The organism is Clostridium tunisiense TJ (assembly GCF_000300195.1).
Lineage (GTDB): Bacteria > Bacillota > Clostridia > Clostridiales > Clostridiaceae > Clostridium_J > Clostridium_J tunisiense.
This window is the reverse complement of sequence record NZ_AMQH01000014.1, coordinates 44747-70059: the sequence shown is the minus strand read 5'-3', so window position 1 is coordinate 70059 and position 25313 is coordinate 44747. Positions and strand designations below refer to the sequence as shown.

Genomic DNA, 25313 nt, shown 5'->3' with positions numbered 1-25313 from the left:
ATAGAGAGGAAAATTTTTATGATAAAACCTATAATTGTGGCTAGTAAATGTTTAGGATTTCACCCTTGTAGATATAATGGGGGAATGCAAAATGATGAGTTTATAAAAAAGTTAAATAAATATGTGGATTTTATTACTGTGTGTCCTGAAGTTGAGATAGGGCTTACAACACCTAGAGATCCTATTCGGATTGTTCAAAGCAAAGAGAAGGTATCTTTAATTCAACCAAAAACTGGCTTAGATGTATCTAAGGTTATGTATGAGTTTTCTACAGATTTTTTAACTTCACTAGGAGAGATAGATGGCTTTATTCTAAAAAGCAGATCTCCGTCCTGTGGAATAAAAGATGTTAAGATTTACCCAAGCAGTGAAAAAGGCGGAGGATCATCTAAAGGAAAGGGTTTTTTCGCTGCTGCAGCTCAGGAAAGATTTCCACATCTCGCAATTGAAGATGAGGGAAGACTTAGGGATTTTAAGATAAGGGAGCACTTTTTAACTAAAATATTTATTCTATCAGAACTTAGAGACCTTAGAACAAGATTGTCAATTAGTGAGTTAATTGAATTTCATAGCAAAAACAAACTATTATTTATGGCTTATAGTCAAAAACATTTGAAGCTATTAGGTAGTATTCTTGGAAATAATGAAAGAAGACCTGAGAAGGAAGTGTACTCTTTATATATGGATGCAATCAATGGATTGCTAGCAAGAGCTCCAAGGTACACCTCAAACATCAATGTGCTTATGAAAGCTATGGGATACTTCAGTGATAAGCTTACTCATAATGAAAAAATCTTTATATTAGATACTATTGAAAAATATAGAACGGGAAATGTTCCTTTTAGTGTGCCATTATACGTAATTAAATCTCACGTTGTAAGATTTAATGAAGAGAAGCTCTTGAAGCAAAGCTATTTTATGCCTTATCCTGAAGATTTAATTGAAATGAGAGATTCTGGAAAGGTAGTTCATTAGAAGCTAAGTTTCAAACATCAAAAACTAAATGTTAACAAATTGTTAAATGGTATATATTGGAAGGAAAAATAATACCTCCTCTTGAATAAGATATTAAGGATTTATATCTTATATAAAATCCATTTATTTAGGGGGCGTTATTATGAACAAAATTTATTATTGTGTAGATTGCAAAAGAATAGGAAGTAACAGTGAAAAATGTTCTTATTGCAATGGAAGCTATTTAAAAGAAATAGTTCAAGGTTCTCCGGTTAATGTTATTGGCACTAAACAAAAGGGTAAAGTTTTAAAAGTTGAACAGGATAGGGTGAAACTTATCGTTATTGATGAAGCCAAGAATAAACTAATTAAAGAATATAAAATCGAGCAGTTAAAAAAGGTTTTATAGGAGAAAATAACGCCAGAATAAAAAAGAGCACTTTTATTTTAGATATCCTTTACAGGAAGATTTTAAAATAAAAGTGCTCATAAATTTTATAATATTAAAATATACTCAATAACATTTTCAAAGCTACTGCTAGAGACATAGTTACAAAAATCGGTTTAATAATTTTTGCACCTTTTTTTATAGCAAGTTTTGTACCAGCTCTAGCTCCAATTACCATAAATACTGCTACCATTGCCCCAATTTTGTAATTAATAGATGCACTGAAGGCGAAGGTAACAAGAGCAGTTACGTTACTTACAAAATTTAAAAATCTTGCATTAGCAGAAGCGTTTAAAAAGTTGAAACCAAAAATGTTAATCATTCCAAATACTAAGAAAGAACCAGTACCTGGACCAAAGAATCCATCATAAAAACCTAAGGAAAAGGCCAGTAGTATTCCAAGGGTAATATTTTTCTTATTAAGTCCTGTAAAGTTATCATCTTGTCCTATAGACTTTGAAAACAGAGTGTATACTCCAATACAAAGTACTAAAACTAAAACTAAAGGTTGCAAGAATTTTTGATCTATAAGTAATACTGTTTTAACTCCAAGAATAGAACCAACAAAAGTAAAAGGAATCAATATTTTTAACAATTTAAAGTTACATAATCCTGATTTTGCAAACTTTAAAGAACTAGTAAAGGAACCTGTAGTTGCAGCAAATTTATTAGTTCCCAGCACTACGTGAGCACTTAAGCCTGCAATCATAAAGGCAGGAACACTAATTAGTCCTCCACCCCCAGCAATAGAGTCTATAAAAGAAGCTAAAAAACCAGCTATGCATAGAAAAACCATATTAAACATTTTCGTAACACTCCTTAATTTTACATGATTAAGCATAATAAAACACGTTGTCCACTTATATTATATATGAAATTTTTATTATTAGAAGTATTAAATTAAAAAATTTAGTATATTAAATTTTCATCAAATAATTAACGAGGATTTTCATATAACAATAGGATAAACAACTAAAAATTACACTTAGGTTCATAAATAGAAATTTCTTAGCTGAATTTTTATTGAAATTAACCGGGAAAAAATTTAATTACTAGGCTTCTCACGCTTAAAATAAGTGCTTATTAATGTATAATACTCAAATTTTAATAAAACAATAGAAAATCCCTTTATTTTTACAAAAATCACATATATACTATATAATGTTGGAAAAATAATTAATAGAAAATAATAATCACATATTTATGGCTCATTAATAAATGTATATTTTTATAATTATACTTAGGCTAAAATATAAATTGGAAATATGCAAAATTTACTGTATTTGTACAACGCTTAGGGTAAAACAATAAAATCTTCAATAAGAGTCAATTAAAATAATAAATACATAGGAGAGATAGCGTGAGAAAGAGAAAAGAATATGAATTTAATATAGAAGGAACAGAGTTTCCAGGTAAAGGTATAGCATACTATGAAGGTGAAAAGGTAGCTATCAAAGGCACCCTGCCAGGACAAAAGGTTAGAGCAAGAGTTTCTAAGAAAAATAGCAATGGAATAGAAGCAAAGCTTACTGAGGTTTTAGAAGATATAGATTATAAAGTAGAACCAAAATGCGTAAACTTTGGTATGTGTGGTGGTTGCAGTCATGGGCATTTATCTTTAGAAAAGCAGTTAGAGTTTAAAGAGCAACAGGTTTTAGATTTATTAAAAGAAAAAAATATAAATGACTTTGAATTCTTAGGAATTGAAAGCAGCCCATTGGAATATGAATACAGAAATAAAATGGAGTTCACCTTTGGGGACTTTGAAAAAGGGGGAGAATTATCTCTTGGAATGCATGCAAAGAATAAAAGCTTTGCTATAGTTACTGTAGACAAGTGCCAAATCGTTGATGAGGATTTCAGAGCTATATTAAGCAATACCTTAGAGCATTTTAAAGAGGAACAACTTCCTTACTATAAAATAATGAAGCATGAAGGATTTCTAAGAAATTTAGTGATCAGAAAAGCTAGCAATACTGGAGAAGTACTAGTTAATATAGTAACAACTTCTCAAATTCAATATGATTTTACTAACTTTACTAAGAAATTATTAGAACTAAACCTTAAGGGGAAAATCACAGGGATTATACATACAGTTAATGACTCCCTATCTGATGTGGTTCAAGCAGATAAAGTCAATATACTTTATGGAAGAGAATACATAATCGAAAATCTTCTAGGCCTTAACTTTAAAATAAATCCTTTTGCATTTTTCCAAACAAACACAAAAGGTGCAGAAGCTCTTTACTCAATGGTTCGAGACTTCATGGGAGATTCTGAAGCTAAGGTAGTATTTGATCTATACTGTGGAACAGGAACTATAGGACAAATAGTAGCTCCAAAGGCTAAAAAAGTTCTAGGCATAGAACTAATTGAAGAAGCAGTAGAGGCTGCAAAAGAAAATGCAAAACTAAACAACTTAAATAACTGTGAATTTATTGCAGGAGATGTAGCTCAAGTTATTAAGGATGTAAAAATTAAACCAGATATAATAATCCTAGACCCTCCAAGACCAGGAGTTCATCCAGTAGCACTAGATTATGTAATAAAATTTAATGCTCCAGAAATAATTTATGTATCCTGCAACCCTAAATCTCTAGCTGTAGACTTAGCTGTTTTAGTAGCTCATGGATATAAAGTTGAAAAAGTTAAGCTGATGGATATGTTCCCGCATACGCCGCACGTTGAGACAGTGGTAAAGCTGCAAAGGAAACACAGTTAGAACCTTGAGAAATCAAGGTTCTTTTCTCATGCAAAAATTTATATGTTTCCAAAAACATAGTAGGGAAACGCAAATAGTATATATTTTATGGAAAACATTGTTTTATAGAGGTATAATATAATTTATAAGAAAAATTAAGATAATGTATCAGATAACTTGATAACATAAAGAGAAAAATAATAATTTAAATTATGGAGGAAATTATGGACAACAGAGTACATAATCAAATAGTAAGTTTTATATGGGGAATCGCGGATGATGTTTTAAGAGATGTGTTTGTAAGAGGAAAATACAGAGATATTATCCTTCCTTTTACAGTGTTAAGAAGAATTGATGTTTTATTAGAAGAAACAAAAGAAAAAGTTCTTGAAGCAAATAAGTTTATGGAAGATAACGATATAGATGATAAATCACAACTAACACAAATAACTAAGTATCCATTTTATAATACATCATCGTTTACAATGGGGGTAAATAGCGCTAAAGATTCAGAATTTCCTTTTGTTTCTTTGTTATCTGATCCAGACAAAATAGATAGTAATCTAGAGACATATCTAGATGGTTTCAGTCCTAACATTCAAGAAATAATAAGTAAATTTAAAATACGTAATCAACTAGAGACAATTAAAGAATCAGGTATTGCCTTTAATTTGATAGAAAAATTTACTACTAATAGTATTAACTTAAGCCCAAATGACTATATTAATGCAAAAGGTGAGAAACTTCCAGGACTTTCAAATTTAGGGATGGGTTATGTTTTCGAAGAGTTAATTAGATAATTTAATGAAGAAAATAATGAAGAAGCTGGAGAACATTTTACTCCAAGGGAAATAATTAGTTTAATGACACACATATTATTTGAACCTGTTCAAGAAAAATTAAAAGAACGTGAAGAAGCAAGATTTACAATATATGATGCTGCATGCGGTTCTGGAGGAATGTTAACAGAAGCAGAAAGATTTGCATTGGAGATAACTAATAATAAATGTATGTTCTCTTTATTTGGGCAAGAAGTTAATCCAGAAACTTGGGCAATTTGTACAGGGGATATGCTTATAAAGGGAGAAAAAAATGTAAATATTGGATATGGATCAACACTTTCAAATGATGCTTTTATAGGACAAAAATTTGATTTCATGCTTTCTAATCCACCTTATGGGAAAACATGGAAAATAGATGAAGATGCAATAGTAGATGATAGAGGAAATAAAAGCAAAGAAAAAATAAAAGATCCACGTTTTAAGGTAGGATTACCGAGTATTTCTGATGGGCAACTACTATTTCTTGTTAATATGATTTCTAAAATGAAACAAGTTAAAGAGGAAAAAGATTTAGGAACTAGAATAGCATCTGTTCATAATGGTTCATCATTATTTACTGGGGATGCAGGTCAGGGCGAAAGCGAAATAAGAAAGATGATTATCGAGAGTGACTTGCTTGAATGTATAATAGCATTACCAACCAATATTTTTTATAATACTGGTATTCCAACTTATATTTGGGTATTATCCAATAAGAAATTACCTGAAAGAAAAGGAAAAGTTCAATTAATTAATGCTATAGATATTTATGAAAAATTAAGAAAAAACCTAGGTCAAAAGAATTGTGAACTTACTGAAGAACAAATAAACCATATAACTAAAACATATATGGATTTTAAAGAAACGGAAATATCTAAAATATTGAAAAATGAAGATTTCGGATATTGGAAAATAACTGTAGAAAGACCGTTGAGACTCAAAGCTAATATCACTACAGAATCAATAGAAGGGCTTAGATATAATAAAGTAATATTAGATGAAATGAAGTGGGTATATAAAAATTTTGGAAATGAAGTTTATCTAAATTTAAAATCACATAAAAAAGATATTCAAAAATGGATTGAAAAGAATGAGATAAAAATAACATCTGCAAATCTTAATAAACTGTTAGATTGTGAATTTTGGATGAAGCAAAGATCATTAATGGAGATAGCAGAACAACTTTATAATAAAATTGGAAATATAGCGTTTGATGATTATAATGAATTTAAAATAAAAGTTGATGAGATATGTGAGGAATTAGATATAAAACTAAGTGCAAGTGATAAGAAAATTATACTGGATGCATTTAGTTGGAAGGATGAAGATGCTAAGCCGGTTATAAAGAAAGTTGAAAAAGATGGAACAATTATTTTTGAACCGGATACTGATTTAAGAGATAGTGAAAATGTGCCTTTGAATGAAGATACTAAGGAATATTTTAATAGAGAAGTTCTAAAATATGTACCAGATGCATGGATTGATGAAAGTAAGACAGTAAAAGGATATAGCATATCTTTTACCAGATATTTTTATAGTTATCAACAAACAAGAAGTTTGGAGGAAATATCAAAAGAGCTTAAAATACTTCAAAATGAAACAAAAGGAGTTTTGGAGGAATTTTTAAATGATTAAAAGGAATAATGTATATAACAAATATAAAGAAATAGATGTCTATGGGGATATTCAGAAAATACCACAAGGATGGCAAGTTATACCTAATATTGCCATATTTGATGAAAGAACTAGCAAAGATAATTTGAACGAAGAGCTAATTTCTGTAACAATTGGAAAGGGAATAATTAAGCAGAGTGAACTTCAAAATAAAAAAGATATTTCTAATGAGGATAAATCTAATTACAAATTAGTTAAACAGGGAGATATTGCCTACAATAAAATGAGAATGTGGCAAGGTGCTGTAGGGTTTAGCAAATACAGAGGAATAGTAAGTCCTGCATATGTAGTGCTTAAACCAAAAGTAAAAATAAATCCAGAATACTACCATTACTTATTTAGAACAAATTATTACAGTAATTATGCTAAAAGATTTTCCTATGGTTTATGTGATGATCAATTAAATTTAAGATATAGTGACTTTAAAAGAATGTACTCAATAATGCCACCATTAGAAACCCAAGATATTATAGTGAGGTATTTAAACAAAAAATCAAATCAAGTAAATCTTTTTATTGAAAAACAATTAAGTATAATAGATATTTTGAAGGAGCAAAAGAAAGGTATAGTAAGTAGGGTTATAACAAGAGGTATAAATGAAAATTGTAATATGAAAGACAGTAATATAAAATGGTTTGGAAATATTCCAGAGCATTGGGAGTTAAGAAAGTTGAAATTTTGTGTATCTTTAATTTCAGAACAAACTAATAAAAAAGAGCCTGATGATATTTTCATATCATTAGAAAGGATAGAAAGTTGGACTGGTCTATATAATCTTAAAATTGGTGAAGATGATTTTGAGAGTAGTGTAAAAAAATTTAAGCCGAATGATGTATTGTTTGGAAGATTAAGACCATATTTGGCAAAAGCAGTTTCACCTACTGAAAAAGGTGTTTGTGTTGGAGAACTTTTGGTATTAAGACCTAATAAGAGTATTTTGAGTAACTATTTAAAATATGTTCTTCTTAGTGAACAAATTATTACTATCATAGATAGTTCAACTTTTGGAGCAAAAATGCCAAGAGCTAGTTGGGACTTTATTGGTCAAATAGAAATTCCCGTACCAACACTTAAAGAACAAGAAGATATTATTAGCTATATTGAGGATAGAAGTGAGAAAACAAATTATGCGATTAATAAAATAGAAAAAGAAATAAAATTAATAAAAGACTGCTTAGAAAGCATTGTTTTTAATGCAGTTACAGGTCAAATAAAAGTTGAATAGTTAAAGAAAATAAAAGGGGGGAGAGTATTATGATTGATAGTACAGATATGTCTGAGAAGGGATTTCAGAGATTAATGGCAAAAGAATTAGTTGAAAAACATGGGTATGTAGAAACTAATTCTAATGATTTTGATAGAGAATTTTGTTTAAATAAAGAACAATTGTTAGAATTTATTAAAAATAGTCAATCAGAAAAATATGATTTTATTGTTAATAAAGGAGAAAAAGTTTTTTTTAGTAGGCTTGATTCTAAGATAAAATCTAATGGAATCATTGAAATTTTACGAAAGGGAATAAAGTTTTTTGATAAAACAATAGATTTGTTTTATCCAGAGCCTAACTCTGAACACAATATAAAGGATAGATTAAAATATGAATCGAACATTTTTTCAGTAACTCAAGAATTAGTGTACACAGATAACAATAAAAATAGAATTGATTTAGTAATATTTACTAATGGGCTACCTATTATTACAATGGAATTAAAAAATGCATTTACACATCAAGCTGTAAAAAATGCAATTAAGCAATATATGAATGATAGAGATTCAAAAGATAAAATATTTAATTTTGCTAGATGTATAGTTCACTTTGCTGTAGATACCGATTTGTCTTATATGACTACTGAGCTAAAGGGAAATAGCACATTCTTTATGCCATTTAATAAAGGATTAAATGAAGGGGAACCATATGCTCCATTTGGAGCAGGGAATCCTTTAAACCCTAATGGTTTAAAAACTTCATATTTATGGGAACATATTCTATCTCCAAAAAGCCTTTCTAATATTATTGAAAAATATGTGCAATTAGTTAAAGAAAAGGATGAGAAAAGTGGTAAAGTTAAAAGTAAACTTATATTTCCAAGATACCATCAATTAACAGTTGTAAGAGAGCTGTTAAAGGATTCTAAAGAAAATGGAGTAGGAAAAAGATATTTAATTCAACATTCTGCTGGTTCAGGAAAATCTAATTCTATTACATGGCTTACGCATCAATTAGTTGGATTATATGATAAAAAGAATATAAATCCATTATTTGATAGCGTTGTAGTGGTAACGGATAGAACAGTTTTAGATAAACAAATTAGAGAGAATATTAAAGCATTTGCAACAATGAAGAGTTTGGTAGAAGCAATTACAGGGAATGCTAGCGAAATTAAAAAATTAGATCCAACAGAAAAATCATTTAGTAAAACAACACATATGAGATTAGCACTTGAAAATAATAAGAGAGTTATAATATGTACTGTTCAAACCTTTCCTTATGTATTAAAAGCAGCTCAAGATATGCAGTCTAAAAATATTGCATTTATTATAGATGAGGCTCATAGTAGCCAGAGTGGTCAGGCGGCTGCAAGTATGAATGCATTATTTTCCAGTGAAGATACTAAAGATATAGAGAAAGATGAAGATGGAAATATCAACACAGAGGATCTATTAAACTATCTAATGAAAAGTAGAAAAATGCTAAAAAATGCTAGCTATTTTGCTTTTACAGCTACACCGAAAAATAAAACTTTGGAAACATTTGGAGTTAAACGAGATGATGGTACATTTGTTCCTTTTCATACTTATTCAATGAAACAAGCAATAGAAGAAGAGTTTATCTTAGATGTTTTACAAAACTATACTACTTATAAGTCTTATTATAAAATAAGAACTGATAAGAATTCTTCCGAAGAAAAAGAATATGAACTTAAACAAGCTAATAAAAAGCTTAAATCATTTGTGGAAGGGCATGAGCTGGCTATTGCTGAAAAATCTCATATTATGATAGAGCATTTCAATAAGAACGTAAGGCATTTAATAAATAATAAGGCAAAGGCTATGATTGTAACCAAATCCATACAAGCTGCAATGAAATACAAAGATGCTTTTGATGAATATTTAACAGATATAAATTCGCCATATAAAGCTATAGTAGCTTACTCAGGTAAAAAGGCTCACTATAAAACAGGGGAAGAAATGAGTGAAGCAGATATGAATGCATTTCCTAATGGTGATAGTGATATTCCAAAGCAATTTAAGAAGGATGAATACAGATTTTTAATAGTAGCTAATAAATATCAAACAGGCTTTGATCAACCATTACTACATACTATGTATGTAGATAAAGAATTGTCGGATGTACAAGCAGTTCAGACTTTATCACGTTTGAATAGAGCACATAAGCCACATAAGAAAGATACTTTTGTGCTAGATTTTTATAATGAGACAATAGAAATACAGAAGGCATTTGAACCTTATTATACTACTACCATATTAAGCAAAGAAACGGATGTAAATAAGTTAAATGATTTGCAGGATGATTTAGATAATATTCAAGTATATAGTGAAGAGGAAGTAAAGGAGTTTTTTGCTATTTACTATTCAAAAGGAGATAGAGAAATTTTAGAGCCAATTATCAATGCCTCTGCTGATATATTTGATAAAGAATTAGAAAAAGAACAGCAAATAAAATTTAAATCTAGTGCTAAGACATTTGTTAGAACCTATAGTTATTTATCTAAAATATTGGATTTTAATCATCCGTATTGGGAAATGTTATGGTTATATTTAAAGCATCTTATACCTAAGATTAAAATAGAAGGTGACGAGTTTGAAGAAGATATTTTAAATGATATAGATATGGAAAGTTATAAAATAGATCGTTTAGGTACAACTAAAATTACACTTTCAGATGATGAAGGAAATATAGAGCCAATACCAGTAAGTACAGGTGGTGGTATTTCAGATAAAAATTATGATACACTTGGGCATATAGTTTCTGATTTTAATAAAAGGTTTGGGAATATTGACTGGGGTGCCGATGTAAATGCAGAAGAAGCAGAAAAAATAATATTTGAACAGATTCCTGAAAAAATGAAAGCTAATATATCTATGCTAAAATCTATAATAAATTCAGATAAAGATAATGCAAAAATAACATCTGATGAAAATGTACAAGATTTAATGCAATCTTTAATGTTTACTCATACAGAGGTATATAAAAAGTTTACAAAAGATCCTGACTTTAAAAGGAGATATCTTGATTTTATTTTTGATATTATGTGGGATGAAACCAAGGTTGCAGAAACAGGGGCGAAATACAATGCTTAAACGGTGGGAGTTGTTGATATGGCGGATATAAAATTTGAAATAAAAGAAAATACAGGAGTTCTTTCAGAATCAGCTAAGGGATGGAAGAAAGAATTAAATCTAATAAGCTGGAATGATAAAGAAGCTAAATATGATATTAGAGATTGGGACTCAGAACATAAGAAGATGGGCAAAGGTGTAACATTAAACATTGATGAGTTAAAAGCTCTTAAAGAAATATTAAATGGGATGGAGTTGCTAAAATGACTGAAAATGAATTAGGCAGAATCTTAAAAGAAATGTATGAAAATGCACCAGAGGGGTATCAAGTTGCTAATATTCATTTATTCGGGGTTAAATATGCGGATATAATTCTTGACAATAATTATAAAGCCACAGATATAGTTAGAGCATCAGGGTTAAACCAATCTTATGCGACAGAAGTAAGTAAAGGAATTAAGCTTTCAATGTATGTAATGTCTAAATAAATGGCAATATTTATGATAAAAACTATACGAATAGTTTTGCCTGGGGGTGTTGAGAATGCTTATTCCTGTTAAAATTAATAAATCTATAGATATACGTGATGTTGAGATAACAAGTACTAATTTTAAAAGTTTAAATTTAAAAGAAGAGCAAGTTGAGGAATTTTTACGCTCAAATATAGAGGTAATATTCCAGGATGAAACGCTTCTTGTTGTTGGGAAACAGGTTACCAATAAAGAAAATGGCAGAAGTGATTTAACTGCAGTTGATGAGAATGGTAATTTGGTTCTAATGGAAATCAAAAGAGACGTAGAAGATATTAAGCAAAGAAAAGAAGCATTTGAGTTTCAAGCAATAAGATATGCAGCAAGTTATGCCAAGATAAATACACCAGACGAGCTTGTAGAAAAAATATTTGCCTCCTATATTGAGAAATATAAAGATGAATTTGAATTGGGAGAACTAACTGCTTATGAAAGAGCCACTAGGATTTTAAATGATTTTCTTGAAAAGAATAATGCAGATAAAACTTTTATTTCTAAGCAAAGAATTATACTTATAGCATCATCTTTTGATAGCCAAACACTATCTGCAGTTGCTTGGCTCATAGCTAACAATGTAGATATCAGTTGTTTTGAATTAAGTCCAATGAAAATTGGTGATAATTATTTTATAGATATTAACAGGTTATTACCTCCTCCAGCATTAGGAGATTTCTATGTTGAAGTTGATGATAAGAAAAGACCAGTGTATTCAGAGAAGAGGAACACACCTATCACAAGATCTTATCTTCCAAGGATGGATAAGTTATTTGAATGGGGAGTTATTAAAGCTGGTGATACTGTTATAATTAAGAACTTTGAAAATTCAGAAGCTACAGTTATTGATACTAAAACTGTAGAATACAATGGCCAAAAGCTTACATTTAATCAATGGGGAGAAAAGGTTACGGGTTGGTCAGCTCTAAGTGTTTATGAGTGGACCGTAGTTAAAGGTAGCGAAAAAACTTTACATGAGATAAGAAAAGAAAAAATGATATCTATTGAAAGCGAAATACAATAAATTGAGATAATATAAAAACGAGGATGCTAAGTGTAAAATGACACTAGTATCCTTGTTTTTATATATTTAAATTCAAATTTTTGTATTGAATAAAAAAATATATAGCTGCGGTATAATTATGGTTGTTTGTTGAATTTTTTTAAAGTTGTTCCAAGGGTGTAGCAAGAAAAGATTGACAATTGGTAATTCAATATGGTAGTATTAAATTAAAGAATTTTGGAACAACTTTGCTACAGCAATATTAAGGCGAAATGAGGTGAATTCATGTTAGATGAAATAAAACTTAAAGAAGTATCTTCAGTAATTTATGACTATTGTATGCTAGTATATTTTGAACCGTATAATTGTATTGTTTTTAATATGCATATAGATGATTTTTGTGAAGATACTTATCTGACAGGAATAGCCTATGTTGAATTTACAACATGTGATTTTGGAAAAAAGCAAAGTTCTATATTAATTTTAGATTTTAGTTTGAACAATGAAGATTCAAATTTAAATAATATAAATGTTATCGATATTATATAAAAAGGGGTTGGAGTATATGGCTTATAAAGCAACTAAAAGTAGAGATAAAGGAAAAGAATCATATACAATTATATTTAGGCATCCAGTAAAAAAAGATCCGAGAGGCAAATATGGGTTAAGGGTAAGGCGAGGATTAGGAACAAAAGATGAAGAAGAGGCGGAACGATTAGTAGAACAAATGAATCAAATATTATCTGATGAATTTTGGTGGGATATAAATAAAAAAGATTTAGCTTATTCTAAATTTACTAAGAATATTGTAGACGCGTTTTATGATTTACTGGAGAGTGAAGAAATAGATTACGCAAAACTACTAGATAGTTGCATAATTTTACCCAAAAGAAAAGATGGTTATTCTACAGCATCACTTATTGGGCCTTCCGGTGCAGGTAAAACAAGTATATTAAGAAATCTGATGGGAACTGAAAATGATAGATTTCCAACAACATCTACAGGAAGAACTACGACATGTGATATGGAAATTGTTTTTGATAATACTAGTAATGAATATGAATTAGTAGTTACATTTATGTCGAAAGCACTGACTATGCTCTATGTTGAGGAATGTGTTCAGAATGCTATAAGCTATATAGTTGAATATAATGGAGATGTTAATGAAAATGAAGTGACAGATAGATTACTTACCCATAAAGAATTAACTGTAAGATTATCCTATATTTTGGGTTCACCAACTATGATAAAAGAGGAAAATTCAGAGTGGGATGATGAAGAAAATGTTGATGATGCAGATGAATTTGAAGAGATATCAAATAACAAGAATGAAATTATACAAATGATTGACAAAATTAACATGTTTGTTAAGCGAATTTTTGGTATTTCCAAACAAGCTAAAGAGTATATTAGAACTATTAAAGAAGATGAGATAAAAAAAGGAGAGAAAGAAGACTCATTAAGCAATATATTGGAATTGTTTTTAGATAAGAGTGAGGAATATCATAATTTGATAGAGGATATATTAGATGAAATTCAAGATAGATTCCATCAATTAGATAAAAATACCATTGTATCAGAAACTAGAGGGTGGATTAATGTTTGGACATATAAAACTAATAACAAGACCGATTTTATTAAGGTTGCTAGACGTTTTTCTAGTAACAATAAAGCTCATTGGGGTACATTGCTTACACCTCTTGTAAAAGGTATGAGAATAAAAGGACCTTTTAAGCCTGAGTTTTGTAAAGAGTTTCCTAACATTGTTCTTATAGATGGAGTTGGGTTAGGACATAAAACAACATCAACTTCAATTTCTACAGATATTACATCAAGATTTGCTGAGTTAGATACTATAATATTAGTTGATAATGCTACCTCTCCAATTATGGAAAATTCTAAAATAGCAATAAAAACAATAATTGATAGTGGTAATGGTTCTAAATTGGCAATTTGTTTTACACATATGGATCTTGTTAAAGGAGACAATTTTATATCAGGTGAAGATAAGGTGAAACATGTTACAAGCTCTTTAACCAGTTATATTACATCATTAAGAGAACAAGAACCCCCAGTAATTGCAGCAAATATTGAAAATAAAATAGTGAATAATTGTTTTTATTTATGGAATTTACATGATAAAATTAAGAGTTCAACTCAAAAACAAATAATGAGATTAGTTGAATCTATTGAAAAATCAAAAATATCTAATATAACAGTTAAAGATGTAACATTACACTATGATATTCTTATGTTATATCCTTATATTCAAAATGCCATTAAGGGTTTTAGAAATGAGTGGGATGTTAAATTAGGAATACCTATGAGGAGTTCAAATACAGAACATTGGACTAGAATTAAAGCTTTATCAAGACGTTTAGCGTATTTTGATCAGGATCATTACAACAACTCATTGACACCGGTTGCTGATATGTTAAGAGTCTTAACAGCACAGTTAAGTATTTTTATTTCAAATCCAAGCTATTATATACCAAAAGATACACCGAAAGATACAGTTGTTGAAATTACAGAAAATATTAAAAGTAGTATCTATACTAGTATGCATGTGTTCTTTAGAAATAGTTTATGGAAAACAAAGCTAAAGAATTGGGAAATTGCATATGAATATAGGGGGGATGGTTCAACTTATGATAGGGCAAAAGAAATTTATAATATTTTTCAAAAGGGAGCACCTATATTAGATAACTATTCACCCAATATGAATCATGAAGAGAAATTATTTGTTCAAGGGATTGTTACTAATGTTGTAAGAGCAATTGAAGAATCAAAAGGTAAAGTTATAGCATTTAACTACTCTTTGGAAGATACAAGTAACAATTAACAAATCAAAAAAAATATATAAGAGTATAGATTAATAAGCCGCTTATGAAGAGTAAGGTATAAGCGGCTTATTCAAATTGAAATTATCAAACTAAAATTTATGCGAGCTGACAATCTTGTATTATTTTGCCTTCTTCAAGGTCTATTAACATGATTGATATGCTAATAGTTAAATGTTTAGGAATATATTTAATTATGGTGTTAAAAGCACGCTCGCTATTCACCACAAGAGTGAATTTTGATATTGGATTACCATCGTAAATAGCTAGTCTTCCATAAGTTCTCCATAAAATATCTCTTGCCATCATATTATCTCTAAAATACTTGTCATTATCCTCACGATGACGAAAAAAATTAAAATCTAAAAACCATTCAGTTTCATTTTTTTGCCAAAATATCTCCAACTGAAGACCTTCTACAAAGTTCCACTATCCAGCCTTCTTTTATTAATTTTGGTGTTATAATTTCTATAAATTTTTCATCAGCATCTTTTATATCACTCATATATGCAGCTCGACTGTTCAGATATCCTGCTTTGTCCATAAGTTCCTCATATTGCATATTTAAAATATGAGCAATTGCTCTTAATACATCTGGAGATGGTTTTTGTCTTTCGTTTCTTTAGATAAAAATTTACAAGAAGTTATTAATGGAATCTATATTGAAAGGAAGAAAAGAGCTGATATTTGTAAGATTTTATTTGTTAGTGAAAATACTTAAAATAGATACAGGAAAAAAGGAATAGAGGAGATAGCAATTATATTTCAAACTTATAGACTAGCCATATGAGTGGTTAGTTTTTATATATGAAGTTAATTTCAGGTATAGTATAATATTATAAGTATAGGAAGGTGAATCACATATGAGAGAAAATAACATCAATAAGAATATAAATAACATGTTAAATCAAGTAGAAGAACTAAGTGAGAGGTATAATGTAAAATTAGAAAAAAATTTTAGTGAATATTCGACTGGAAATTTAGGAACCACCAGTTTAGAAGATAATCGTTTATTTATAAGTGTAAGCTCTAAATTAAGTTCAAATCAAGAAAAGAAAAATGCAGTGATAATTCATGAATTAGGAGAGGCTTTATATATATTAAATAAGTTTCCTATCATAACAAGAAGCTTAGAGTATTGTGAGTATGAACAAAAATTATTTGAAATATTTACCCACAATTATATAAATCACTTAGTGGATTTATATAATTTAAGGGAGTTTATGAACCCAATCAACTCTAAAAGGGATTATGGAAAAGATAATAAAAATCTTGAATCATGGAAACGTATTATTAACATATGTTGGATAATAATTGCACATCCTATTATGCTAGAAAATAAGGATTTAGTTGAGGGTTATAATGAATTAAGGAGCGAAGTAGATAAGATATTAAATATCTTAAGTAAAGTTAAATATAAAAGAAAGAGTGGATCTTATATGATGGATACCATAAATATACTTAAGGAGAATGGTATGAGCAAGGATATAGAGGTAGTTGAACAAAACTTTTATAAAATTGAATTTGTTAATGATACCATAGGCAAAGAAAAAAATGTAGTAACAGGTTTTAATATTGGACTAAGCGAAAAAGTGTATAATACGATAAAAGAAAATGATAAAAAGTATTATGAAAATATTACAATAAGTGATAATTTTAAAAGAATTATTGTAAAAGACCTGTTTTCTAAGGAGATGGAAGTTAAAGATGTCTATAGATATAACATAGATTTCGAAGATGGTTGTTATCCTAAGTTAATAAGTTTGGATTCTAAAGATGAATGTTATGTAGAATCTAATTTTAATGATCAGATTATAGAAAAAGAAGAAAATAGTATAGAAGATATAAAAAGCATTGTTTTGGTTTTAGAATCACCTCATAAGTATGAGTATATTAAATTACAAAATGAAGAAATAGAATATAAACCTATTTCACCAGCACAAGGAACTACAGGTAAAAATATTGAAAACAATTTAGATATAATTATAAGTGAGCTGTTATATAGATATAAACATATATTTAAAGAAAAAACGTACAAGATTATAATATGTAATCCCGTACCGTATCAAACATCATTATATTGTTTGCATGGTAAAGGATTAAAGAGTAAGATATATTCTAATTTAAGAAATGAGATTTGGAAGGCAATTTTTAAACAACGTGATATAAAAGAAAATTTTAAAAAGAGAATAAGAGATTATAAACCAGAATTAATAATAAATGCGTGCACTATAGAATTACAACCATATATTGATAAATTTATAAAAGATAATTTCCAGGATGTGAAATTAGTTAAAATTAATCACCCAGCTGCTTGGGGTAATTTTAATGTTAAATATTAATGAAATATATAATGAAAAAATAGTAGACTATGGATTTAAGAAGATTAGAACGAGTATTTTGTCAATAGATTTGTTAAAAGTTGGCGGTAAGTTGGTGGTGACATGATAGTTAGTTGTTAGTATTTTTATGATATACTTTAAAATGTAGAAATAGATAGGGCCTCGTAGTTAATTTTAGGAGGCTTTTTAATAAGAAAAATTAAATTAGTTAGATATAGCTTCTGAGGATATTGCCTTGGGAGTTTTTTTGTTTGGAGGAATAGATATGGATATTCATAAATTTAAAAAGTGCATTTGGAGTAATAAAATCAGCAACAGACTTTTGTACTGTATTTTTCAAAGGTGCATCATGAAAGAAGATATACCAGAACAGGTTACTGCTGCAAAGGAAAATGTAGTTGTTCCTAAAGCTAGGACAACTTGTGATGATAGAAGAAAAAGGAGTAAAAGAAATGTGTCCAAGAAAACCAAGAAAGCCTTGAAGTTTCAGAGGGTGTCCTGAGCTAATTCAAGGAAGTCTGAGAGAAACGAAACAAAGAATTCAGGAAATAAAGTTAGATGATACTATAATGAAAAATATACCTGAACACATAGCAGAGATTATAAAGGAGCGGGATTTTGTGAAGAATTGTTTAGAGAAGTGATTAATAGGGTAATGGTACTTTCGATATTGGAAGTGGAGTTCAGTTTAAGTCTGGGTTGAGGGCTAAAGGTATAATATAGGGGAAATAATGGAATTGTGTTTAAAAAAGTAGTATAGTAAGTAAGAATAAATTAATATGCAAAAAAACAAATAACAAAGTTAGCCAATAAAGAATTTAGTAACATTTTAAAAGTGGAATAGGTAGAAATACTGGGAGGAAGAAAAATGGATGTAAATCAGATTAGAGAAAGATTATTAGAAGTTATCAGTGAATATAGTAAGCAAGGTCCGGGATATTTTCAGCAAAGTAATGTACTACGTGAAACAGCGAAAAGTCTTGATATTAAAGGAGACTTAGAATTAGAACAAATTTTGTTAACTGAGTGGAATGAATTATTTAGAATAGGGTACTTAGCATGGGGATATGACATTGCTAATCCAGAGCCACCATTCTGTCACTTAACATTAAAAGCAAAAGAAAATTTAAAAAAATTTAGCAGAGATCCAGCTAATCAAGGGGGGTATTTAAACTATTTAACTAGTAATTCAGGCTTAAATAGTATTGCGATTTCATATATAACAGAAGCATTAGAAACTTATAATAATAACTGTATTAAAGCTACAGCCGTTATGGTTGGCTGTGCATCTGAAAGTGTAATTTTGGAACTAAGAGATGTTTTGGTCGGAAAAATGAATAGTTTAGGAAAAACAGTACCTTCAAAATTGAATGATTGGAGAATTAAGACAGTTATAGATTCTTTGACAGATGAACTTGATAAATGTAAGCCTTTATTTGGTCAAAAACTTAAAGAGCAATATAGTGCATATTGGATGTCATTATCATGTCAAATAAGGATAACACGAAATGATGCTGGTCATCCTACAAGTATAACTCCCGTTGCAACTGATAACGTTTATGCATCTTTGTTAATATTTCCAGAATTGTGCAAATTAGTTTACGATTTAACTCAATGGATAAAGTCTACTTATAAATAGATTTTACTTATAAAAAATTCATACTATAAAACAAAGTCCTATAATATTATATATAGTTTTATAGGACTTTGTTTTTTATTTTTACAGGAAGGTGTGATTATGTGTTAATAATTCTATTTATTTTTGCATGCTTATTCTCCTTTGGAACCTATATAATCTTGGCAAATTATTTAAAACTACCAAGTTATAATGCTTCAAAAGTAGTTTTAAGCATTAATAGAAGAGAAAATAGAAAAGAAAAAAGTGAAGAATTTTAATGTATTTATTTTAGAACTTTCAACTAAGTTTTCTAAGTACATCAAAATAAATGATTATAAAAAGAAAAAGCTGATAGCAGATTTAAAATCAGCAGATATTATATTATCACCAGAAGCATATATAACTAGAGCATATGTTAAAGCAGGAAGGGTACTTTTAAGTATTATCCATGCTTTAATTATTTTGCCAATTATAAGTCCACTAATTTTAGAGAAGTAAAAAGTACTGATGAAGCAGCTCCTACAAGATTTGAAACAAGGCTTGAAAGTTCAACATTATCAGAGATTGTAAGAGGATTAATTAGTGTGCTTTGTGGAGATTACGGCGTAGTGTATTTTCAGGTGTTGTCCCATGATTTGAAACATTTAGAGCTTCAAAGACTTAAAGGAATAGTAGCAAAATAACCTTCCAAAATTTGCAAATATTCCTTTATAACTCTTTTTAGATATTATTTTATCAAAGTCTATAATGTATCTATTAGTTCAAATATTTCAGAGTTTTCAGAAATATCCTTCATAGAGTGTCCGTAGTGAACATATCTCAGCATTCCATCTTTATCTACTAACATCTGTGCTGGCATTTGTCCTAGTTAAAATATATTTATTTTCTGATCATAAAGTTTGAGAACTGATTGTTTACTATTGGGAATACCGTAGAATTTAAGACTATTTTCTTCCCAGTAAGTTTTGAAGCTATTTGCATTTTCAGGTCCGATTGCAACTATTACCGTATCTTTATCAGCGAATTTATTATAATCTTGATGCAACTGCTTCATATGCTTTCTGCAAAAAGGTCAAATAAATACTCTATTCAGTACAATAAGAATATTACTCTTTCCTCTGAAGTTAGAAAGTTTAAAATTATCTCCTGTGAAGTCTTTAATTTCAAAGTCTGGTGCTTCTTTATTTGATTCTATACTAGCCATTTTTACCATCTCATAGTTTCATTATGATTATTTATTGAGTATGATACTTTTTATTTCCTTATCCAAGAAAAGATATATTTCATATACTCAGGTAAATCTAACTTTGGTTGACATGCTGTATGAAAATGAACTTTAAAACCTTTTTCTTTTACGGGAAAATCAAAATGTGTAGCTGAAATTCCCATATCTATTCTTTGGATATCGTATGGTAATGCATCGCTATATCGTGGTTCTTTATATCCATAGAAATGGCAGACATCATCTTTTGTAAGAATTTTTCATGGCTGTTTATTTGATTCTTATGGTGCTAATCTAACCATCTCTAATGGAAAGGCAAGATTGTCGGCTTCTTCAATCGGAAAATTAATATTCATATGATTCTCCTTGTGTAATTTTTTAGATTATTGAAGGAACCCCACAATCCTTTTTTTACTAAAATATTATAAATGTATGATTATCTTAGTAGGTTGGATGATGTAGTTTATTTTTTCTAACAATAAATATAATTGGAAACAATTGTACCGTATACAATTATAGATGTGTTGTCAATGAAAAAAGATGTTGAAATATAAAGTTATGTAAAAAATTCATAATATATGTTAAATGTATTGTAGTATTATATGGTTAAATATATAATCATTGGAGATAAAGTTTTGAAGATGTAAAACAAACATAAACTTACAAAGTATAGATAAATTAATAGAAGTAGAGGGGGGAGTATTATGGGAATATTAAAATCTAAACTTTTTAAAATAATTTTGACAATTATTTTGATACCTGCAATTTTATTTGGTGTATATTTACTTATGATGATTATTACAGATTATCGACCAGACCAAGCAGTTAAATTAGAGGTAGACAATAATAAAAAGGAAATAATAAAAAAGGATAATCCCTTTTCTATAATTACATTTAATATAGGGTATGGAGGAATGGATAAAGAACAAGACTTTTTCATGGATGGGGGAGTAGGTTCTAGATCTAAGAGCAAGGAAAAGACCATAGAAAACATAACTAAGGTGTCTGAATTCTTAAAGTCTAAGAATGCTGATTTTATTATGCTTCAAGAAGTTGATAAGAAATCAACGCGAAGCTTTAAGGTTAATGAAATTGATTTTATGAAGAGTAATTTGAAAGACTATGCTTTAACCTTTGCGCTGAATTACAAGGTGCTTTGGGTTCCAATACCAATCTCAAAGCCACATGGAAGTGTGCAAAGCGGACTATTAACAATGTCTAAATATAATATTGAATCTTCAACCAGATATAGTCTTCCTGGAACAGAAGCTTTTTTAAGACAATTAGCTGACCTAGATAGGTGTATTCAGGAAAATCGAATCCCAGTAGAGGGAGGAAAAGAACTTATTCTAGTAAATGCACATCTGTCTGCCTATGATAAGGGTGGTATTATAAGAAAGCAGCAACTTGGATTTTTAAATGAATATATGCAAAAGGAATTTAAAAAAGGTAATTATGTTGTAGTGGGAGGAGATTGGAATCACGTAATACCAGGTACAGATCCATCAGTATTTAACACTAAGCAGCAGTACCCTCAGTGGCTAAAAACTATTCCTGAAGATTTTACACTAGAGGGATATAAATGGGCTGCTGATAAAACTGTTCCATCAAATAGAACTGTTGATATACCCTATAAAGAAGATGTTAATTTTCTTAGTGTTATCGATGGGTTTCTTATTTCACCAAATGTAGAAATAATTAATACAAAAGGAATAAATCTAGAGTTTAATAATTCAGATCATAATCCTGTTTATACTGAGTTAAAATTGAAGTAATAAATAATTCCAAGCTTAATATTATTCAATTATATCAATCATGAAAATCAAAATAAGCTGAAAGTTTAAAAACATTTAAGAGTACGTTTCTTGTGGGACGAAATTTAAATTAAAAGAGTATAAGGTGAATCGAAGAGGAGAGTTTATCTTGCCTCTTTTCTTTTCTTTTTTTGAAGGGGATTAATGGTGAAGGCATAGGTAATATCTGTTACCTGTTTTTATTTATAGATTTTATTAGAAAGCCGTTTTTAAAAATATTTTCTCTAGGTTTAATCCTTATGCATACCAACGGAATTTAGTTTTTAATTATGAACTTAGAAATTTTACCTCTATTCTAAAATACATGGATATAATATAATATAGAAAATTGTAAGTAGTTTTAAAAGCTGAAATTTACTAAAAAGGTTTAAAGCTTTATTAACTGAAGTAGTAAGAGCTGCTTTTGATTAGGGGCAGTGAGTAGGGTTTATGAAAATATTGTAAGATTTTAATATTTAACTTTAGATTTTATAGCCCATAGAATGAGAAACAACCAAGGTTTCTTAGAATTTAGTAATAAAAGGTGAACATGTTTATATTAGTTTTTATTATACAGTGTATTAGTTTTACTTATATATGGAGGAGTCAATATGAATTTAAAAGAACAACTTTATGTATGTACTTTAGCTGAAGAAGGTAACATGTCAAAGGCAGCAAAAAAATTATTTATTTCTCAACCAGCCTTGAGTCTATATATTAACAATTTGGAAAAGACTTTGGGTGCTAAATTATTTTTAAGGAAGGGCAATTTTTATACATTAACTTATATGGGAGAAAAATATGTTGCAAAGGCTAGAGAAATGCTTTTCCTAGAACGTGAGTTCAATACCGAGTTACATAATTTTTTTAGAGGTGCCACAGGAAGATTAAGAGTAGGAGTACAGCTCCGAAGATCCCCATATATAGTAGCTGAAATTGCAAGTCATTTTAGGGAGACCTATCCAGAAATAGAATTAGTGTTTACTGAGTCTAATACTAGTGTATTAGAGGCTATGGTTGCAAATTACGAATTAGATTTGATTATTTATAGTTGCATGAAAAGAAGAAAAGATTTAAATTATGTACATATTTTTAACGATAATTTATTTTTAGCTGTTAACTCATCTAGTAAACTAAGAAGAAAAGCTAAGTGGCTAGAGGATGGAAATTTTCAATATATTGATTTTAAAGAATTAGAGGAAGAGACTTTTATTTTGCCTCAAAAGGGACAAAGCTTAAGAGAAGCTAGTGATATTTTATTTGAAAAAGCAGAAATAATACCTAAAAAGATTATAGAAATTAGAAATATAGAAACTATAATGAAACTAGTTTCAGCAAATTTTGGCATCGGATTCAATAGAGTAAGCTATATAAAGTACATGTCCCACATAAAAAATGTTGAATATTATAATGTAATACAGGATGAGATAACTTCAGAACTAGTTATTGCATACCCCAATGTTTCAATGGAAATTAAGAATTTTAATAAAATTATTAATTCAATTAAGGGCATATTTAGTGGGGATGTATAAGTTTAACTTATACTAAATATAATATTTAAAACCTTTACATAAATATTTTGAATGTTTACAATTACACTAAGTTATACGGCCGTGTAAGTGATTTGATAAATTTGTAAAGGAGTTTTTCATATGAGTAAAAAGGTTCATAAAGAAAATAAAAAAAGCTTTAAAATGCCGCATTCCTTAGTAATTATTGCTCTTATTGTATTTGTAGCAGCAATTTGCACATGGATAGTTCCAGCAGGACAATATGACAAAATAGTAAATTCAGCTGGAAAAAAAGTTATTGATGCAGAATCATTTAAATTTATAGCTAATACGCCGGTTAGTATTTTTAAACTTGGTAATTATGCTATAAGCGGATATATTGAGACAGCAAGTCTTATATTTGTAATTTTATTTTCAGGAGCTGCTTTTAATGTAATAGTAAGTAGTGGAGCATTACAGTCTCTTATAGCTATGGTTTCAAAAAAGTTATCTTCAAAAGAGACAATATTCATTCCAATTGTTACATTAATATTTGCTTTGATTTGTACAACTCAAGGTGTTAATACTTTTATAGGCTTCGCACCAGTTATGGTAATGTTTGCGAAAGTTTTAGGATTTGACTCTATAGTTGGTGCAGGAATTATACTTTTAGGTGGTGCTGTAGGATTTTCAACAGGAACATTAAATGTAAATACTACTATAGTAGCACAAAATATAGCAGGGTTACCACCTTACTCAGGTATAGGATACAGAGCCATATGTTTTATCGTATTTTATATAGTAACTAATATTTACCTTATTAGGTATGCAAAGAAAGTTAGACTTAATCCAGAATCCAGTTATATGTATGATTTAGATATAGCAAATGAATCAAATAACAGCGAGGCTGCAGAATTTGATAAGCCAATGGATGCAAGAAAATGGCTTGTAATAGTTACACTATTTGCCTTACTGGGTCTTATTGTATATGGTGGAGTAAAGCTTGATTGGGATTTAGAAGAAACTGCTGCGGTGTTTATCTGGATGGGTATAATAGCCGGTGCATGTGCTGGTTTTGGGCCAAGTAAGATTGCAAAGTGTATGGTAGAAGGTGCAAAGAAAATGATAGGAGCAGCGTTGATTATAGGTCTAGCTCGTTCAGTTTCAGGAATACTAACTGCAGGTAAAATAATGGATACATGCATTTATGGAATGGCTCAAGTTTTAGGATTTTTACCAGCTTATGTACAAGGAGCAGCAATGTACATAGCAAATCTAATATTGAACTTATTTATAACATCAGGAAGTGGGCTAGCTAACACTGTTATGCCTTTATTTGTGCCATTAGCAGATTTAGTTGGACTTACTAGACAATCAGCAGTACTTGCATTCAACTTTGGTGATGGCTTCGGAAACTATGTGCTACCAACATCTTCCGCGCTTATGGGAATACTTGGTGCAGCTAATATACCATACGATAGATGGATGAAATTTATGGGGAAATTATTCCTTATATGGGTAGCTGTTGGATGTACCTTAATGGTAATTGCACAAATGATAAAATATGGTCCTATGTAAGGG

The 25313-nt window shown here is 29.3% G+C and carries 22 protein-coding genes and 2 pseudogenes; 19 read left to right on the top strand and 5 right to left on the bottom strand.

Going from position 1 to position 25313, the window contains the following annotated elements; genetic code table 11:
- Positions 1–18: 18 nt before the first annotated feature.
- Positions 19–975: a YbgA family protein gene (locus tag C661_RS0115430; RefSeq protein ID WP_017416249.1), complete on the top strand. Its 957-nt coding sequence runs from the start codon at positions 19–21 to the stop codon at positions 973–975.
- Positions 976–1117: 142 nt separating this feature from the next.
- Positions 1118–1363: a hypothetical protein gene (locus tag C661_RS0115425; protein ID WP_017416248.1), complete on the top strand. Its 246-nt coding sequence runs from the start codon at positions 1118–1120 to the stop codon at positions 1361–1363.
- 94 nt (positions 1364–1457) lie between these two features.
- On the opposite strand, the gene C661_RS0115420 is transcribed toward C661_RS0115425, so the two are convergent.
- Positions 1458–2207 carry a TSUP family transporter gene (locus tag C661_RS0115420; RefSeq protein ID WP_017416247.1) on the bottom strand — a complete coding sequence of 250 codons (750 nt, stop codon included), beginning with the start codon at positions 2205–2207 and terminating at the stop codon, positions 1458–1460.
- Between the two features lie 555 nt (positions 2208–2762).
- Here C661_RS0115420 and rlmD point away from each other — a divergent pair.
- From rlmD to C661_RS0115375, 10 genes and pseudogenes are all read left to right on the top strand, one after another.
- Complete coding sequence (rlmD, locus tag C661_RS0115415; RefSeq protein WP_017416246.1) at positions 2763–4124, top strand: 23S rRNA (uracil(1939)-C(5))-methyltransferase RlmD; 1362 nt, start codon at positions 2763–2765, stop codon at positions 4122–4124.
- Between the two features lie 203 nt (positions 4125–4327).
- Positions 4328–4903, top strand: a complete 576-nt coding sequence (locus C661_RS24305; protein WP_017416245.1) for a type I restriction-modification system subunit M N-terminal domain-containing protein — start codon at positions 4328–4330, stop codon at positions 4901–4903.
- Between the two features lie 12 nt (positions 4904–4915).
- Positions 4916–6559 (top strand): annotated as a pseudogene (locus C661_RS22115) (HsdM family class I SAM-dependent methyltransferase); the annotation flags it as partial.
- The gene (locus C661_RS22110; protein ID WP_017416243.1) at positions 6552–7823 is read left to right on the top strand and encodes a restriction endonuclease subunit S; all 1272 of its coding nucleotides are present in this window, start codon (positions 6552–6554) and stop codon (positions 7821–7823) included. The pseudogene C661_RS22115 and the gene C661_RS22110, both read left to right, overlap by 8 nt.
- Before the next feature lie 29 nt (positions 7824–7852).
- The gene (locus C661_RS0115400) at positions 7853–10921 is read left to right on the top strand and encodes a type I restriction endonuclease subunit R (RefSeq protein ID WP_017416242.1); all 3069 of its coding nucleotides are present in this window, start codon (positions 7853–7855) and stop codon (positions 10919–10921) included.
- A gap of 18 nt (positions 10922–10939) precedes the next feature.
- Positions 10940–11167, top strand: coding sequence for a YdbC family protein (locus C661_RS0115395; protein ID WP_017416241.1), 228 nt, complete (start codon positions 10940–10942; stop codon positions 11165–11167).
- On the top strand, positions 11164–11388 hold the full coding sequence (locus C661_RS0115390) for an HTH-like domain-containing protein (RefSeq protein WP_017416240.1): 225 nt from the start codon (positions 11164–11166) through the stop codon (positions 11386–11388). Before C661_RS0115395 ends, C661_RS0115390 begins: the two co-directional genes overlap by 4 nt.
- Positions 11389–11443: 55 nt before the next feature.
- A complete protein-coding gene (locus C661_RS0115385) occupies positions 11444–12448 on the top strand; it encodes a PDDEXK family nuclease (RefSeq protein ID WP_017416239.1) in 1005 nt (334 codons plus the stop codon).
- Positions 12449–12712: 264 nt separating this feature from the next.
- Positions 12713–12976, top strand: a complete 264-nt coding sequence (locus tag C661_RS0115380; protein WP_017416238.1) for a hypothetical protein — start codon at positions 12713–12715, stop codon at positions 12974–12976.
- 16 nt (positions 12977–12992) lie between these two features.
- The gene (locus tag C661_RS0115375; protein WP_017416237.1) at positions 12993–15269 is read left to right on the top strand and encodes a putative GTPase; all 2277 of its coding nucleotides are present in this window, start codon (positions 12993–12995) and stop codon (positions 15267–15269) included.
- A 97-nt stretch (positions 15270–15366) separates the two neighbouring features.
- On the opposite strand, the gene C661_RS22855 is transcribed toward C661_RS0115375, so the two are convergent.
- Both C661_RS22855 and C661_RS23725 read right to left on the bottom strand, forming a co-directional pair.
- Entirely contained in the window at positions 15367–15672 is a 306-nt protein-coding gene (locus tag C661_RS22855) for a hypothetical protein (protein WP_017416236.1), read from the bottom strand.
- Positions 15647–15811, bottom strand: coding sequence for a hypothetical protein (locus tag C661_RS23725; RefSeq protein WP_017416235.1), 165 nt, complete (start codon positions 15809–15811; stop codon positions 15647–15649). The genes C661_RS22855 and C661_RS23725 overlap by 26 nt, the downstream gene beginning before the upstream one ends.
- 319 nt (positions 15812–16130) lie before the next feature.
- Here C661_RS23725 and C661_RS0115360 point away from each other — a divergent pair, with 319 nt between their 5' ends.
- The 4 genes from C661_RS0115360 to C661_RS0115335 all read left to right on the top strand — a co-directional run bounded on the left by C661_RS0115360 (position 16131) and on the right by C661_RS0115335 (position 19725).
- Entirely contained in the window at positions 16131–17609 is a 1479-nt protein-coding gene (locus tag C661_RS0115360) for a hypothetical protein (protein WP_017416233.1), read from the top strand.
- Positions 17610–17874: 265 nt separating this feature from the next.
- The gene (locus C661_RS0115350) at positions 17875–18111 is read left to right on the top strand and encodes a hypothetical protein (protein ID WP_017416231.1); all 237 of its coding nucleotides are present in this window, start codon (positions 17875–17877) and stop codon (positions 18109–18111) included.
- Positions 18112–18477: 366 nt separating this feature from the next.
- Positions 18478–19248 (top strand): hypothetical protein, encoded by a 771-nt coding sequence (locus C661_RS0115345; RefSeq protein WP_017416230.1) that lies wholly within the window; start codon positions 18478–18480, stop codon positions 19246–19248.
- A 243-nt stretch (positions 19249–19491) separates the two neighbouring features.
- On the top strand, positions 19492–19725 hold the full coding sequence (locus C661_RS0115335; RefSeq protein ID WP_017416228.1) for a hypothetical protein: 234 nt from the start codon (positions 19492–19494) through the stop codon (positions 19723–19725).
- 370 nt (positions 19726–20095) lie between these two features.
- Here the strand turns inward: C661_RS0115335 and C661_RS24585 are convergent.
- Together C661_RS24585 and C661_RS24580 are read right to left on the bottom strand one after the other, a co-directional pair.
- Positions 20096–20287 (bottom strand): annotated as a pseudogene (locus tag C661_RS24585) (hypothetical protein); the annotation flags it as partial.
- 12 nt (positions 20288–20299) lie between these two features.
- On the bottom strand, positions 20300–20431 hold the full coding sequence (locus C661_RS24580) for a hypothetical protein (RefSeq protein ID WP_017416226.1): 132 nt from the start codon (positions 20429–20431) through the stop codon (positions 20300–20302).
- 722 nt (positions 20432–21153) lie between these two features.
- Between C661_RS24580 and C661_RS0115325 the strand changes: the two genes are divergently transcribed.
- The 3 genes from C661_RS0115325 (at position 21154) to C661_RS0115315 (ending at position 25310) form a co-directional block, all read left to right on the top strand.
- On the top strand, positions 21154–22224 hold the full coding sequence (locus C661_RS0115325) for an endonuclease/exonuclease/phosphatase family protein (RefSeq protein WP_017416225.1): 1071 nt from the start codon (positions 21154–21156) through the stop codon (positions 22222–22224).
- A gap of 629 nt (positions 22225–22853) precedes the next feature.
- Positions 22854–23774, top strand: coding sequence for a LysR family transcriptional regulator (locus tag C661_RS22090; RefSeq protein WP_017416224.1), 921 nt, complete (start codon positions 22854–22856; stop codon positions 23772–23774).
- A 120-nt stretch (positions 23775–23894) separates the two neighbouring features.
- Entirely contained in the window at positions 23895–25310 is a 1416-nt protein-coding gene (locus C661_RS0115315) for a YfcC family protein (RefSeq protein WP_017416223.1), read from the top strand.
- Positions 25311–25313 lie beyond the last annotated feature (3 nt).